Origin of the sequence: Bradyrhizobium japonicum USDA 6, from assembly GCF_000284375.1 — a bacterium.
Taxonomy (GTDB): Bacteria; Pseudomonadota; Alphaproteobacteria; order Rhizobiales; family Xanthobacteraceae; genus Bradyrhizobium; species Bradyrhizobium japonicum.
Map to the genome: position 1 here is coordinate 4,946,786 of NC_017249.1, position 13,935 is coordinate 4,960,720.

Below are 13,935 nucleotides of genomic sequence, written 5' to 3' on the forward strand. Positions count from 1 at the left end.
TCCCGGTGTGAACTTTCTTGGCGCGTTGAGCCACGCGGCTCAGGGCGTGTCAGGCGGCCTCCGTCGAAGCCGCGGGCATCCCGCCGCGGCTGGCGAGACAAAAGGCGGCGAAGGCGAGAGCTGCTTGCGGATCGTTGCCGTTCGAGGGCGGCACGAAGGCGAGCGATACCTGCGCCAGTTTCCGCCCGCCGAGAAGGCAGGCGTCGATCCCATCGACCACCGCTTTCCGATCCTCTTCGGAGAGCAGCGACGGCCAGCCGCTGATCGCGACGCCGTTGCACGGCTTCACGTTCAGCGTATTGCCGATCGAAAGGCCCAGCCGGAACAGGCGCTGGCGCAACTCCTGGCGCATTCGCGACGAGCGCGGGATCGTGCTCACCCATTCGCTGCCGAGCTGGAGCAATTCGGCTTCAGTTACGCCGAGGAGCTCGGCGAGGGCCGGAAGCGACGTATAGGCCTCGACGCAGCCATAGTGACCGCAGCGGCAGCGCGGCCCGTCGGCGTTGAACACCATATGGCCGAGTTCGACCGGCTGCAGCGCATCGGCCTCAAGCGGATCGTCCATCCAGGCGCCGGCAACGCCCTGGCCGACGAAGACGAAGAGATGTGCGCCGCTGAAGGGATAGTCCTGCGTGCGGCAGCGGTGAAACGTGGCGTGTGCGACCACGGAGTTGGTGAACTCGACCGGCACGCCAGCGAACATCCCGCCGAGCATGTCGCCAATGCGTTCGACGTCGCACGGAATGATCGGATTTCCCGCGGCGCTCAGGCGGCCGAGGCCGGGAATGGTGATGCCGATCTGCGCGAGACTGATGCGGCGGCGCCGCGTCCAGTCGCGCAGCAAGGTGAGGGCTTCGCGGAACACGCGGCCGACGGTCTCGACGGTCGGCTTCTTCAGCAACGGAACACGCTCGGTGTAGTGCATTTCGCCGGACAGGCTGCCAACGCCCACGCTGAGCCACTGGCCGGTCAGCTCGAGGGCCGCGAGCGCCACGGAGCCATCGAGCGACACGAGCCCTGTCGGACCGCCGACATAAGGGGCAGGGCGCCGTACTTCCTCGATCAGGCCTTCGGCTTTCAGGTCAAACAGGATGCGCGACAGGCTTGCTTCCGACAGGCGCACGGCCTTGGCCAGCGGCGGCCGGAACGAGCCACCGGACTGGAGCAAGTGAGTCAAAATGGCGGCGCGCGTCTGCCGCCGACTTCTCGGCTGCTCCGGCATTTCCATCCCTGTCGTCATTCTTACTTAGTGTAAGAATTTGCGCGCGGAGCGTTTCGACTGTCAAGCGATTGCGGACGGGATGAGTCGACTTGTTGTTGTGCGTGGCAGCAAGATCGGCGGGCAGCCCAATCAGGATCTGGGCGGCCTGCCTTCCGCCCATTCCGGCAGTTCGGCCTTCGGGTCGTACCAGTCGGCGGCGTCCGAGCGCCAGATGTGCACCTCGGGCCGTTCTGTGATCGGCGTGTCGAGGCAGCCCATCCGCAGCAGGACCGTGTTCTTGCCCTCGCGCGAGGCGACGATGTGCGATCCGCATTGCGAGCAGAAATAACGGGTTTTGCCGGGCGAGGATTCGAAGCCGCGCAGCAGGTCCTCGCCCTTGGTCCAGCGGAAGCGATCGCGCGGCACGTTGGTGACGGTGGAGAAGGCCGATCCGTGCGTCTTCCGGCAGGTCCGGCAATGGCAGTGCATGATGGTGCCCGGGGTCGCATCGACCTCGTAGGCAACGCCTCCGCAGAGGCAGCTTCCCGTCAGCATCGGATTCTCCGTATCGTAGGGTGGGCACAGCGCAGCGTGCCCCACTATTTCTGGCTCGGTCTCGAAGAGGTGGTGGGCACGCTGCGCTTTGCTCACCCTACAAATGTCGCCCGCAAACAAAAACGGCGCCATCACAGGATGGCGCCGTTTCCAAAAGCCCTCAGGCCGAACTTACTTGCGATCCTTGATCGCGACGTAGTCGCGGCGGGTGACGCCCGTGTAGAGCTGGCGCGGACGGCCGATCTTCTGCTGCGGGTCCTCGATCATCTCGCTCCACTGGCTGATCCAGCCGACGGTGCGGGCGACCGCGAACAGCACGGTGAACATCGAGACCGGGAAGCCCATCGCCTTCAGCGTGATGCCCGAATAGAAGTCGACGTTCGGGTAGAGCTTGCGGTCGATGAAGTACTGGTCGCTGAGCGCGATCTTCTCGAGCTCGAGCGCCACCTTCAGCATCGGATCGTCGCCATGGCCGGTCTCCTTGAGAACGGCATGACACATCTTCTGCATGATCTTGGCGCGCGGATCGTAGTTCTTGTAGACGCGGTGGCCGAAGCCCATCAGGCGGACTTCGCTGTTCTTGTCCTTCACCTTGGCGATGAATTCCGGAATCTTGTCGACCGAGCCGATCTCGCCGAGCATCGCGAGCGCGGCTTCGTTGGCGCCACCATGCGCCGGGCCCCAGAGGCAGGCGATGCCGGCGGCGATGCAGGCGAAGGGGTTGGCGCCGGAGGAGCCGGCGATGCGCACCGTCGACGTCGAGGCGTTCTGCTCGTGATCGGCGTGCAGGATGAAGATCTTGTCCAGCGCGTCAGCCAGCACCGGGTTGATCTTGTACTCCTCACAGGGCACGGCGAAGCACATGTGCAGGAAGTTCTCGGCGAACTTCAGCGAGTTCTTCGGATACACGAAAGGCTGGCCGATCGTGTACTTGTAGGCCATCGCCGCCAGCGTCGGGATCTTCGCGATCATCCGCATCGAGGCGATCATGCGCTGCTTCGGATCGTTGATATCGGTGGAGTCGTGGTAGAACGCGGCGAGCGCGCCGACGGAAGCCACCATCACCGCCATCGGATGGGCGTCGCGGCGGAAGCCCTGGAAGAAGCGGGCCATCTGCTCGTGCACCATCGTGTGATGGATCACGCGGTCGTCGAAATCCTTCTTCTGCGCGGCGGTCGGCAGGTTCCCGTAGAGCAGCAGATAGCAGGTCTCGAGGAAGTCGCCGTTCTCGGCGAGCTGCTCGATCGGATAGCCGCGGTATTCCAGCACGCCCGCGTCACCGTCGATATAGGTGATCTTGGACTGGCAGCTTGCGGTCGACGTGAAGCCGGGATCGTAGGTGAACAGGCCGGACTGGCCGTAGAGCTTGCCGATATCGATGACATCAGGCCCGACGCTGCCGCTGTGGATCGGGAGATCGTAGTTCTTGTTTCCGACCGTCAGCGTGGCGGTCTTATTGCTTGCTTTTGCGTCCATCAGAGGTCCCCGATGTGTGGTGAAACGGGCCGGACCCGGAAGGCCCCAATGACATGGTGGGGCAGGCCGGATATTCCAGAAGGTACGGGTGAGATGGGTATATTATTGCTGTGTGCGCTGCAAGATCGCCGCACGCATGGTCGACTTACGTCCTTGGCCTAGTCCTTGGCCTGGTCCTTGAGCCGGCCCAGGCTTTCCTGGCGTCCCAGCACGTCCAAAACCTCAAATATACCAGGCGATGTCGACCGTCCCGTCAGCGCTGCCCGCAGCGGCTGGGCGACGGCGCCGAGCTTGAGACTATTTTCCTCGGCAAAAGCACGTAGCGCGGCCTCCGCATTCGCCGCACTCCACGTCTCGACTTTCTCCAGCGCGGAATGAAGCTGGCCGATCAGCTTGCGGTTCTCGGGCGTCAGCAGCGCTGCCGCCTTGGGATCGAGCTCCAGCGGCCGGTCGGCGAAGATGAAATAGGCGCTGTCGATCAGCTCGATCAGCGTCTTGGCGCGCTCCTTCAGGGCGGGCATGGCCTTGAGCAGCTGCGCGCGCGTGGTGTCGTTTAACTTGGCCTTAAGCTCGTTGCGGCTGGGCACGACGTGGTCCAGCACGTCCTCGAACATCTTCACGAGTGATTGATCGTCGGCGTGGCGGATGTAGTGGCCGTTGAGGTTTTCGAGCTTGGCGAAATCGAAGCGGGCAGCGGCGCGGCCGACGCTGGCGAGGTCGAACGCGGCGATCATCTCCTCGGTCGAAAAGATCTCCTGGTCGCCGTGGCTCCAGCCGAGCCGGACGAGGTAGTTGCGGAGCGCCGCCGGGAGATATCCCATGGCACGGTAGGCATCGACGCCGAGCGCGCCGTGCCGCTTGGACAGCTTTGAGCCGTCCGGACCATGGATCAGGGGGATGTGGGACATGCTCGGCAGCGCCCAGCCCATGGCGTCGTAGATCTGCTTCTGGCGGGCGGCGTTGATCAGATGGTCGTCGCCGCGGATGACGTGGGTGACGCCCATGTCGTGGTCGTCCACGACCACCGCGAGCATGTAGGTTGGGTTGCCATCGCCGCGCAGCAGGACGAGGTCGTCGAGGTTCTCGTTCTGCCAGACCACGCGGCCCTGGACCTGGTCCTCGATCACGGTCTCGCCGGTCTGCGGCGCGCGCAGGCGGATGGTGGGCTTCACGTCGGACGGTGCGGTCGCCGGATCACGGTCGCGCCACATGCCATCATAGAGGCGGGTGCGGCCCTCCGCGCGCGCCTTCTCGCGCATGGCGGTGAGCTCCTCGGCGGTGGCGTAGCAGCGATAGGCCTTGCCGTCGGCGAGCAGCTGCTCGGCGACCTCGCGGTGACGGGCGGCGCGGCTGAACTGGTAGATGACGTCGCCATCCCAGCCGAGCTCCAGCCATTTGAGGCCGTCGAGGATGGCGCCGATCGCGGGCTCGGTGGAGCGCTCCCGGTCGGTGTCCTCGATCCGGAGCAGCATCTTGCCGCCGTGCTTCTTCGCATAGAGCCAGTTGAACAGCGCCGTGCGGGCGCCTCCGATGTGGAGGAAGCCGGTCGGCGAGGGGGCAAAGCGGGTGACGACGGAATCGGTCATTCTTGGCAGGGCCTATGCATTGGAGGCGGTGGTATATAACAGGACCGGAGCATAACTAAAGCCCGGCAGCGGACCGCTAAGCTCTTGGCTCAGCCAAGCGAATTTGGCAGAAGGGCCGCTGATTTCCCTACAGGATTTTCGTAATGACAGAACCGGTGGCGACTGAGGTTGGGCGCGATTTCATTCGTGACATCATCCAGGCCGACCTCGATCAGGGCAAATACAGGGAGATCGTGACCCGGTTCCCGCCGGAGCCGAACGGCTACCTGCATATCGGCCACGCCAAGTCGATTGCGCTCAATTTCGGCATCGCCCAGGAGTTTCCGGGCCGCTGCCATCTGCGCTTCGACGACACCAACCCGGTCAAGGAAGAGCAGGAATACATCGATTCCATCCAGGCCGACGTGCACTGGCTCGGCTTCGACTGGGGCAAGAACCTGTTCTTCGCCTCGGACTATTTCGACCGCCTGTACGAATGGGCGGAGAAGCTGATCCGCGACGGGCTCGCCTATGTCGACGACCAGACCCAGGAGGAGATCCGCCTCGCGCGCGGCACGCTGACCGAGCCCGGCAAGGATTCGCCGTTCCGCGACCGCAGCGTGGACGAGAATCTCGACCTGTTTCGCCGCATGAAGGCCGGTGAATTCCCGAACGGCGCGCGCGTGCTGCGAGCCAAGATCGACATGTCCTCGGGCAACATCAACCTGCGCGACCCCGTGCTGTACCGCATCCTGCATGCGCACCATCCGCGCACCGGGACCAAGTGGAGCATCTATCCGAGCTACGATTATGCGCACGGCCAGTCGGACGCGATCGAGGGCATCACGCACTCGATCTGCACGCTGGAGTTCGAGGACCATCGGCCGCTCTACGACTGGTTCATCGAAAAGCTGCCGGTGCCGTCCAAGCCGCACCAGTACGAAATGGCGCGGCTCAACCTGACCTACACGCTGCTGTCCAAGCGCGTGCTGACCCAGCTCGTCCGCGACGGCCATGTCGCGGGCTGGGACGATCCGCGCATGCCGACTGTCGCGGGGATGCGCCGCCGCGGCGTGCCGCCGGCAGCCTTGCGCGAATTCGTCAAGCGCATCGGCGTTGCCAAGGCCAACAGCGTCGTCGACGTCGGCATGCTGGAGTTCTGCATCCGCGAGGAGCTGAACCGCACGTCGCAGCGGCGCATGGGCGTGCTGCGGCCGCTCAAGGTGGTCATCGAGAACTATCCGGAAGGGCAGACCGAGGAGCTTGAGGCGATCAACCATCCCGACGATCCCTCGGCCGGCACGCGCAAGATCACGTTCGGCCGCGAGCTCTATATCGAGCAGGACGACTTCATGGAGAACCCGCCGAAGAAGTTCTTCCGCCTGTCGCCCGGCAACGAGGTGCGGCTGCGCTACGCCTATTTCGTCAAGTGCACCGGCGTGATCAAGAACGACGCGGGCGAAGTGGTGGAGCTGCGCTGCACCTACGATCCCGCGACCAAGGGCGGCAACGCGCCTGATGGCCGCAAGGTCAAGGCGACCATGCACTGGCTGCCGGCGGCAACGTCGGTGCCGGCGGAGATCCGCATCTACAACCAGCTGTTCTCCAATCCGAGCCCGGACGCCTCGAACTTCGCGGCCGATCTCAATCCGCAGTCGCTGGAGATCCTCTCCGACGCGCGGATCGAGGCATCGGTTGCCGAAAGCAATTCGACCGAGCCGATGCAGTTCGAGCGTCAGGGCTATTTCGTGCGCGACAAGGACTCGACGCCGGGCAGGCCGGTGTTTTCGCGCACCATCGGCCTGCGCGACACGTTCGCGAAGGAAGTCGCCAAGGGCTGAGGGGATTGGGTACATGAGCAGTGAAGCCGACGCGATCGTTTCCGCCATCATCGCGAAATGGTGCGCCGGCTTCGCGACGCTCGATGCGGCCGCACTGTCGTCGCTCTATGCGAAGAACGCGTTCTTCTTCGGCTCGAATCCAAAGCTCTACCGGGGCAGGGACGGCGTCGCCGATTACTTCAACGGCCTGCCTCGCTGGCGTTCTCCGAGCGCGGTCTTTTCTGACGTGCGGGCGGCGCAAGCAGGTCCTGACCTGATCAACATGGCCGCGACGATCTCGTTCGACCTCGCAGGTGAACGAGACGACCTCGTCGTCAAGATGAGCTGGGTCGTCATGCGTGAGGACGGCGACTGGAAGATCGTCAATCACCATGCCTCGTCGCAAGCTCCGCTGATCTGACTGGCTCCTGTCGCATACCCCTCACCGTGAGGGGCCAATCCTTCACGCCCGCGAGCCATCGCCTTCGGCGGTCGGTCAGATGTCGTAGTACAGATGGAACTCGTAAGGATGCGGTCGCAGCCGGATCGCATCGACCTCCTTCTTGCGCTTGTAGTCGAGCCAGGTTTCGACCACGTCGGCGGTGAAGACATCGCCGCGCAGCAGGAAGGCGTGATCGCGCTCGAGCGCGTCGAGCGCCTGGTCCAGCGATCCCGGCGTCGACTTCACCTCCTTCGCTTCGGCGGGCGGCAGGTCGTAGAGATTCTTGTCGATCGGGCTACCCGGGTCGATCCGCCTGTCGATCCCGTCGAGGCCGGCCATCAGCATTGCGGCGAAGGCGAGATAGGGATTGCAGGCGGGATCCGGTGAACGAAACTCGACGCGCTTTGCCCGCGGGTTCGGCGAATACATCGGAATCCGGCAGCAGGCCGAGCGATTGCGCCGGGAATAGACCAGGTTGATCGGAGCCTCGTAGCCCGGCACCAGGCGCCGGTAGGAGTTCGTGGTGGGAGCGCACAGCCCGCACAATGCCCAGGCGTGAGCGAGCAGCCCGCCGATGTAGTAGCGGGCGAGTTCGCTCAAATCGGCGTAGTCGCCCTTGTCGTAGAACAGATTCGTCTCGCCCTTCCACAGCGACTGATGAACGTGCATTCCCGAAGCGTTGTCCTCAAACAGCGGTTTCGGCATGAAGGTCGCGGTCTTGCCATGCTGGTGCGCGGTGTTCTTCACCACGTATTTGTAGATCATCAAATTGTCGGCCATGCGGGTGAGGGTGGTGAAGCGCATGTCGATTTCGTTCTGGCCGCCGGTTGCCACCTCATGGTGATGAGCTTCGATCTGGATGCCCAGCTGTTCCATCGTCAGCACCATCTCGGTGCGCAGCGCCTGCATGCTGTCGGTCGGGGGAACGGGGAAGTATCCCTCTTTCGGTCGTGGCTTGTGAGCCAGATTCGGCGCCTCATTGCTGGCCGTGTTCCAGCTGCCTTCGCTGGAATCGATTTCATGCAGGGCGTAATTGATGCCCTGACCGTAGCGCACGTCGTCGAATACGAAGAACTCCGCTTCCGGGCCGAAGTAGCTGGTATCGGCGCGCCCCGTACCCTCGAGGTAGGTTTCGGCCTTCTGCGCGATGTAGCGGGCATCCCGGCTATAGGACTGGCCGGTCACGGGATCGCGGATGTTGCAGATGAGGACCAGCGTCTTGGCCGGACTGTAGGGATCGACGAAGGCCGTCGTCGGATCGGCGACGACCAGCATGTCGCTTTCCTGGATCTCCTGGAAGCCGCGGATCGATGAACCGTCGAATCCGATGCCCTCCTCGAGAGCGTCGACGTTCACTGCGCTCGGCGGCACTGAAAAATGTTGCCATACCCCCGGCAAGTCGGTGAAGCGCAGATCAATCATCTGGACCTTCTCGTCCTTGATCGCCTTCATGAGATCTTCGGCACTCGCGCAATTCCGGACCATGGCTTCGTTCCCTTGATGGAGATCGGCATCCTGCACATCCGGCTGCCGTTCGCCTGGCAGCCGGGCGGCTTGCGACGGACAATGGCCCGCCTTTCCGCCGCTCCAGCATCAAGTCCGGCATGGCGGCGGTCGCAGTCAGCCAGTCTCGTTTGCGGCGCCCGCAGCGTCAGCTTTGGTGCGGGCCACGCATGAGCTTCATGGCGTCTTCAATATGTCGCCAGGTCCTGGCCAGCTCGAGTTCGCCCTTCGACTCGAGGTCGATGGCGTTCTGGGCTGCTTCCGCAACGGCCTTGGGGCCATGTGCTTCCAGCAACTGCCGCGCATATTCGTGGATTTCGATTTCTCGCATGGCGTCACCCTTCTCCTCTTCCGGGCGCCACCCGTGAATGGATGGGGCCGAGGACTGCAGGCGTTGACACCGTCAAGCGAGGGGCAGTCTGCATCCTTGCGCGGAGCATTTGCAAGAGCCCTTTCGGGGTATCGGCGGCCGGGATTGGACGCCGGTGGTGGACCGGCAGTCGCGGCAACACAACGCAGGCCGGACGGATACATTTCGCAGGTGGCGCCACCATATGAATGGGAGAGAGGAGGTGAGCATCATGCGCATCCAACATTGGCAAGACGCTGCCAGCCTGTTGGTCGGCGTGTGGCTGGTCCTGTCGCCGTTCGTCCTCGGCTCGTCCGGGGCGGCTGTCTGGATCACCATCGCGCTCGGGCTCGGCGTCGTGCTGTTTGCCGTAGAAGCGTTTGTCATCCCGTCCTACCTGGAAGAGTGGGGAGAGATGCTGCTGGGCCTGGCTCTGGTGCTGGCGCCTTGGGCCATTGGTTATGACGCGACGTCAGCCACGGTCAGCAGCGTACTCTCAGGCATCCTGGTGATCCTGTTCGGCGGCTGGGAGCTGATAACTGATCGGGATTTCACCACCTGGTGGCACGATCGCTGGCATCACCGGGCCGGCTGACGAGAGCCTTTGGCCGAGCTTTTCGATGCGGACTATCGGCCACGGTGCAGGGCCTTTCGGTCCTGCACCGTGAGGGTTGCCTCACTATGCGGCTCTGGGCTCGATCGGGTGCCAGATGCTGATTTTGCGCGTCTCCGGCATCAGGAACATCGCGAGCACGAAACACACCGCGGGGACCACGATCGGGTAGATCAGTGCGTAGCCGACGCTGCCGGTGGCGGCGAAAGCGGCCGACGTGATGAACGGCACCAGTCCGCCACCCCAGCCATTGCCGATGTGATATGGCACCGAGACCGACGTGTACCTGATCCTGGCGGGGAAGAATTCCGCAAGGAACGCACCGACCGGCCCGTACACCATCCCGACGTAGCAGACGAGGATGAAGATAATGAAGACTGCGATCGGATAGTTGATGCTCCCGGGATGCGTAACCGCTCCGAGCCACAGATACAGCGGATAGTAGGTGGTCGCGGCAAGCAGCATGCCTCCCAGGATCACCGGCTTGCGGCCGATCTGATCCGACAGCCAGCCAAAGAAGATCAGGCTCGGTGTTGCAATCAGCAGCGCCGCTCCCACGATGTAGGCCGAGGTCACCGGGTCCACCTTGGAGACCTGCTGCAGGAAGTACAGCGCCCAGAACTGACCGCTGTACCAGACCACGCCCTGTCCGATCAGGACCACAATGGCGATCCCGATGTATTTGATGTTGGCACTCAGGAAAGCCTCCTTCCAGGGGTTCCTGGTCATCTGCCCGCGAGCCTTGATTTCCTGGAAGATCGGCGTCTCCTGGAGCTGGAGCCGGATGTAAATGGCGATGGCCACCAGCAGGAACGACACCAGGAACGGAACGCGCCACGCCCACTCGTCGAAGGCCTGATTGCCGAACCAGGTTCGGGTCAGAACGATCACGGCGAGCGATACCACGATCCCGAGCGTGGGCGAGGTCTGCAGCCAACCGGTGTAGTAGCCGCGCCGATCGTCGGGTACATGCTCGGCGACATAGGTAATGGCGCCGCCATATTCGCCGCCCAGGCACAGGCCCTGGATCATGCGCAAGCCAAAGAGAATGAACGCGGCCGTCAGTCCGATCGACTGATAGGTCGGGGTCAATCCGATGGCTCCTGTGCCCAGCCCCATTCCGCTGAGCGTGATGAGAAAGGTGTATTTGCGGCCGACCCGGTCACCCATCCATCCGAACAGGAATGCCCCTAGCGGACGGATGAGAAATCCTGCCGTAAAGAGCGCGATTGTGCTGAGGAGGGCTGCGATCGGGTGGGATTGCTCGAAGAACTTGACCGACAGAACTGCGGCCAAGCTGCCAAAGATATAGAAATCATACCATTCGATGACGTTTCCCACCGATGCAGCGATGATCACGCGGCGAAAATCGCTCGGTATTTGCATGGGCATTTGCAACTCCTATGGTTTCAAGATGTCTCCTCGCGTTGTTTCAGCGGTCGATCTTCTCGCGGAGTGCGTGATGCGCGGTGTTGCGTGCGCCTGTTCACGAATTGCGTCGGCAACGCCTGACCTCAGGGGAGTTTTGGTCCACCTGGGGTGAGCTCCAGCGGCCTTAGAACCGCGAGCCCTCCACTGCCTTGCCCGTCTGCCGGGGAGGCGGGGAACCATAGTGTAATCCCACCAGGGGCAGGCACCTTATGAGACTTTCGGCTCAATCGACCCGCGCCCGGGGGCGTTTGCGCAGGAGATTGCACTAGCTCAATTTCTCCGTGACGTCTGGCGGGCAGCGAACGGAAGGTCGTCCCAGGCGTTGTGTGGGGTCTATCCGAGGATCTCACCATGCAGAACATCGCAGAGCATATGGAAGTCATCGGCGCCGATGGCGTCCACATCGGCACAGTCGACAAGGTCGAGGGCCATCGCATCAAGCTGACCAAGAAGGACAGCGGCGAGGGCAGCCACAAGGGCCACCATCACTTCATCGACAAGGGCCTCGTCGCCGGTGTCGAGGGCAACAAGGTCCGGCTCTCGGCCAAGGCGGACGTTGCCGTGACGATGGAAGAGGAAAAATAGGGAGACCTTCGCTCCGTTCCTGATCCGTACCGCTATTCGCCTGCCTGCACGTTCCGGTAGCCTCCCGGCCTGTCGCGTATCGTAAGGTGCAGGGAATGGCGGAGCCGGGCCGGCCAGTTCGGTCCCAGGGGATCGCGGGGACTTGGATTGCGGGGACTTGGCCCGTCGGCCGAGCTGCGTCCGCGCGCGGCCTCGCGCCGGCAGGGTTCGACCTCTGGACGTCGCTGGCCGAGACCCTGCGCCAATGGGCACGCGCCGAGGCCGGCGCCGGGCGATTGTTGCCGTGGGTGCCGGTCGCGTTCGGCGGCGGTATCGCGCTCTACTTTGCCGCCGATCATGAACCGGTGCTGTGGGTCGTTGCCGCAACGGCCATCGCACTCATGCTCGGCGCCGTGCTGTTGCGGCGGAGCCGGTTGTTTGCGCCGGCGATCATGATCGCGGCGGTCGCGGCCGGTCATGCCACGGCGACCTGGAAGACCGTGCGGATCGCGCACACGGTGCTCGCAAAGCCGCTTTATTCCGTCTCGCTGTCGGGCTTCGTCGAGACCCGCGACATCCGTGAGCGCACCGACCGCTTCGTGCTGCGCGTCACGGCGATGGATGCGCAGCGCAGCGACGTCAAGCTCGAGCGCGTGCGCCTCTCGGTGCGCAAGGGAACTGCGCCCGAAGTCGGCAGCTTCGTGCAGTTGAAGGCGCGGCTGTTGCCGCCGTTGTCGCCGGTGCGCCCCGGCAGCTACGACTTTTCGCGCGACATGTTCTTCCAGGGCATCGGCGCCTCCGGCTTCGTGATGGGCACGATTGCGGCATCGGTGCCGCCGGATGCCGGTGGCTTGCGGCTACGTTATGCCGCCTTCATGCAGGGGCTGCGCGATGCGATCGACGCGCGCATCCGCGCCACGCTCGAGGGCGACAACCGGGCGATTGCGACCGCGCTGCTCACGGGCCGGCGCGATGCGATCAGCACGCCCGTCAACGACGCCATGTTCATCTCAGGGCTCGGCCATGTGCTCTCGATTTCCGGCTATCACATGGCGGTCGTCGCCGGCGTGGTCTTCTTCGCGGTGCGCGCGCTGCTGGCGCTGATCCCTGGAATGGCGGCCGGCTTTGCCATCAAGAAATGGTCGGCGGCCGCCGCCCTGGTCGCAGCCGCGTTCTATCTGCTGTTGTCGGGCGCGGAGGTCGCGACGCAACGCTCGTTCTTCATGACCGCGGTGGTGCTGATCGCGGTCATGGTCGATCGCCGTGCCATCACCTTCCGCACGCTGGCGGTGGCTGCGCTGATCGTGCTCGCGGTCGCACCGGAAGCACTGGTGCATCCGAGTTTTCAAATGTCCTTCGCCGCGACGCTCGGACTGGTCGCGCTGGTGCAGATCGGCATGCCGAACCTGTTTGCTTCGCCCGATCATTCCGCGACCGCGCGGATTGCAATGTGGGGCGGGCGTGAGATCGCGATGCTGTTCCTGGCCTCGCTGATCGCGGGGCTCGCGACCACGCCCTATGCCGCTTTCCACTTCCACCGCGTCACCCCATTCGGCGTGCTCGCCAACCTCGGGGCGATGCCGGTGGTCTCGGCCCTGGTGATGCCCGCGGGGCTGTTGGGTTTGATTGCAGCGCCGTTCGGGCTTGATGGTCCGTTCTGGTGGTTGATGGGGATCGGCATCGACTGGATGGTTGCGGTGTCGCGCTGGGTGGCCGCTTTGCCGGGCGCAGTCGGCCGCATCTCGGCTTTCGGCATCGCACCGCTGATCGCTGCAAGCTTGGGGATCATCGTGATGGGCTTGTTGCGCACGCCGTTGCGCTGGGCCGGCGCGGTGGTGTTGTTGGCAGCGATCCTCTGGGGACTGTGCGCGCGGCAGCCCGATGTCCTGATCGCCGGTGACGGCCAGAGCGTCGCGGTGCGGGGCAGGGATGGACACCTCCATCTGATCAGGTCGAGCAAGGACAGTTTTCTTCTGAAGGAATGGCTCGCCGCCGACGCCGATTCGCGCGACGCCGGCAGTGCCTTACTGGCCGCCGGCGTGTCGTGCGACGAGGCCGGCTGCGTGACGCCGCTCGCCGACGGGCGCCTGGTCGCGCTGGCCTTGCGCATCGATTCACTGGCTGACGATTGCAGCCGTGCCGCGCTGGTGGTGACGGCGCGGCCGGCGCCGCCGGATTGCGCGGCGATGGTTGTCGACCGGCAGCGTCTCGCAAGGCAGGGCGCGCTGGCGCTGACGCGAAGCGGCGACGGCTTCGCGGTTCAGGCGGCGAAGACGAGGGGGACAGACCGTCCATGGTCGCCGGCGGCCGCCGGCGAGGCGGATTTCAGCGCGAGCCTTGCGCCGCAGGTGGCGGCTCCCCGCAACCGCGACGCGACGCCATCGGAAGCCGACCTGCAGGCCGAGGATTGAGCGGA

At 64.1% G+C, this 13,935-nt stretch carries 12 protein-coding genes; 5 read left to right on the plus strand and 7 right to left on the minus strand.

What is annotated here, in order from left to right:
* Positions 1–49 precede the first annotated feature (49 nt).
* The 4 genes from BJ6T_RS23435 to gltX all read right to left on the minus strand — a co-directional run bounded on the left by BJ6T_RS23435 (position 50) and on the right by gltX (position 4,818).
* Positions 50–1,228, minus strand: coding sequence for an ROK family transcriptional regulator (locus BJ6T_RS23435; RefSeq protein ID WP_014494954.1), 1,179 nt, complete (start codon positions 1,226–1,228; stop codon positions 50–52).
* 123 nt (positions 1,229–1,351) lie between these two features.
* A complete protein-coding gene (locus BJ6T_RS23440) occupies positions 1,352–1,756 on the minus strand; it encodes a GFA family protein (RefSeq protein ID WP_014494955.1) in 405 nt (134 codons plus the stop codon).
* 171 nt (positions 1,757–1,927) lie between these two features.
* Positions 1,928–3,232, minus strand: a complete 1,305-nt coding sequence (gltA, locus tag BJ6T_RS23445; protein WP_014494956.1) for a citrate synthase — start codon at positions 3,230–3,232, stop codon at positions 1,928–1,930.
* A 158-nt stretch (positions 3,233–3,390) separates the two neighbouring features.
* Positions 3,391–4,818 carry a glutamate--tRNA ligase gene (gene gltX, locus BJ6T_RS23450; protein ID WP_014494957.1) on the minus strand — a complete coding sequence of 476 codons (1,428 nt, stop codon included), beginning with the start codon at positions 4,816–4,818 and terminating at the stop codon, positions 3,391–3,393.
* Positions 4,819–4,961: 143 nt separating this feature from the next.
* Between gltX and BJ6T_RS23455 the strand changes: the two genes are divergently transcribed.
* Together BJ6T_RS23455 and BJ6T_RS23460 are read left to right on the plus strand one after the other, a co-directional pair.
* Positions 4,962–6,638 (plus strand): glutamine--tRNA ligase/YqeY domain fusion protein, encoded by a 1,677-nt coding sequence (locus BJ6T_RS23455; protein WP_014494958.1) that lies wholly within the window; start codon positions 4,962–4,964, stop codon positions 6,636–6,638.
* 13 nt (positions 6,639–6,651) lie between these two features.
* Positions 6,652–7,038, plus strand: a complete 387-nt coding sequence (locus tag BJ6T_RS23460) for a YybH family protein (protein WP_014494959.1) — start codon at positions 6,652–6,654, stop codon at positions 7,036–7,038.
* Between the two features lie 75 nt (positions 7,039–7,113).
* Here the strand turns inward: BJ6T_RS23460 and glnA are convergent, their stop codons facing one another.
* Together glnA and BJ6T_RS23470 are read right to left on the minus strand one after the other, a co-directional pair.
* Positions 7,114–8,544 (minus strand): type I glutamate--ammonia ligase, encoded by a 1,431-nt coding sequence (glnA, locus tag BJ6T_RS23465; RefSeq protein WP_028169466.1) that lies wholly within the window; start codon positions 8,542–8,544, stop codon positions 7,114–7,116.
* 166 nt (positions 8,545–8,710) lie between these two features.
* Positions 8,711–8,893: a hypothetical protein gene (locus tag BJ6T_RS23470; RefSeq protein WP_014494961.1), complete on the minus strand. Its 183-nt coding sequence runs from the start codon at positions 8,891–8,893 to the stop codon at positions 8,711–8,713.
* Between the two features lie 250 nt (positions 8,894–9,143).
* On the opposite strand from BJ6T_RS23470, the gene BJ6T_RS23475 reads away from it, so the two are divergent.
* The gene (locus BJ6T_RS23475) at positions 9,144–9,506 is read left to right on the plus strand and encodes an SPW repeat protein (protein ID WP_014494962.1); all 363 of its coding nucleotides are present in this window, start codon (positions 9,144–9,146) and stop codon (positions 9,504–9,506) included.
* An 84-nt stretch (positions 9,507–9,590) separates the two neighbouring features.
* Here BJ6T_RS23475 and BJ6T_RS23480 read toward each other — a convergent pair whose 3' ends face one another.
* The gene (locus BJ6T_RS23480; RefSeq protein ID WP_014494963.1) at positions 9,591–10,916 is read right to left on the minus strand and encodes an MFS transporter; all 1,326 of its coding nucleotides are present in this window, start codon (positions 10,914–10,916) and stop codon (positions 9,591–9,593) included.
* 390 nt (positions 10,917–11,306) lie between these two features.
* Between BJ6T_RS23480 and BJ6T_RS23485 the strand changes: the two genes are divergently transcribed.
* A complete protein-coding gene (locus tag BJ6T_RS23485) occupies positions 11,307–11,540 on the plus strand; it encodes a DUF2171 domain-containing protein (protein ID WP_028149639.1) in 234 nt (77 codons plus the stop codon).
* 95 nt (positions 11,541–11,635) lie between these two features.
* Positions 11,636–13,930 (plus strand): ComEC/Rec2 family competence protein, encoded by a 2,295-nt coding sequence (locus tag BJ6T_RS23490; RefSeq protein ID WP_014494965.1) that lies wholly within the window; start codon positions 11,636–11,638, stop codon positions 13,928–13,930.
* Positions 13,931–13,935: the final 5 nt, after the last annotated feature.

Bases quoted from the DNA above. Each gene is read 5' to 3' on its own strand.
- BJ6T_RS23435 (WP_014494954.1), bottom strand. From the start codon at position 1,228: ATGGAAATGCCGGAGCAGCCGAGAAGTCGGCGGCAGACGCGCGCCGCC.
- BJ6T_RS23440 (WP_014494955.1), bottom strand. From the start codon at position 1,756: ATGCTGACGGGAAGCTGCCTCTGCGGAGGCGTTGCCTACGAGGTCGAT.
- gltA (WP_014494956.1), bottom strand. From the start codon at position 3,232: ATGGACGCAAAAGCAAGCAATAAGACCGCCACGCTGACGGTCGGAAAC.
- gltX (WP_014494957.1), bottom strand. From the start codon at position 4,818: ATGACCGATTCCGTCGTCACCCGCTTTGCCCCCTCGCCGACCGGCTTC.
- BJ6T_RS23455 (WP_014494958.1), top strand. From the start codon at position 4,962: ATGACAGAACCGGTGGCGACTGAGGTTGGGCGCGATTTCATTCGTGAC.
- BJ6T_RS23460 (WP_014494959.1), top strand. From the start codon at position 6,652: ATGAGCAGTGAAGCCGACGCGATCGTTTCCGCCATCATCGCGAAATGG.
- glnA (WP_028169466.1), bottom strand. From the start codon at position 8,544: ATGGTCCGGAATTGCGCGAGTGCCGAAGATCTCATGAAGGCGATCAAG.
- BJ6T_RS23470 (WP_014494961.1), bottom strand. From the start codon at position 8,893: ATGCGAGAAATCGAAATCCACGAATATGCGCGGCAGTTGCTGGAAGCA.
- BJ6T_RS23475 (WP_014494962.1), top strand. From the start codon at position 9,144: ATGCGCATCCAACATTGGCAAGACGCTGCCAGCCTGTTGGTCGGCGTG.
- BJ6T_RS23480 (WP_014494963.1), bottom strand. From the start codon at position 10,916: ATGCCCATGCAAATACCGAGCGATTTTCGCCGCGTGATCATCGCTGCA.
- BJ6T_RS23485 (WP_028149639.1), top strand. From the start codon at position 11,307: ATGCAGAACATCGCAGAGCATATGGAAGTCATCGGCGCCGATGGCGTC.
- BJ6T_RS23490 (WP_014494965.1), top strand. From the start codon at position 11,636: ATGGCGGAGCCGGGCCGGCCAGTTCGGTCCCAGGGGATCGCGGGGACT.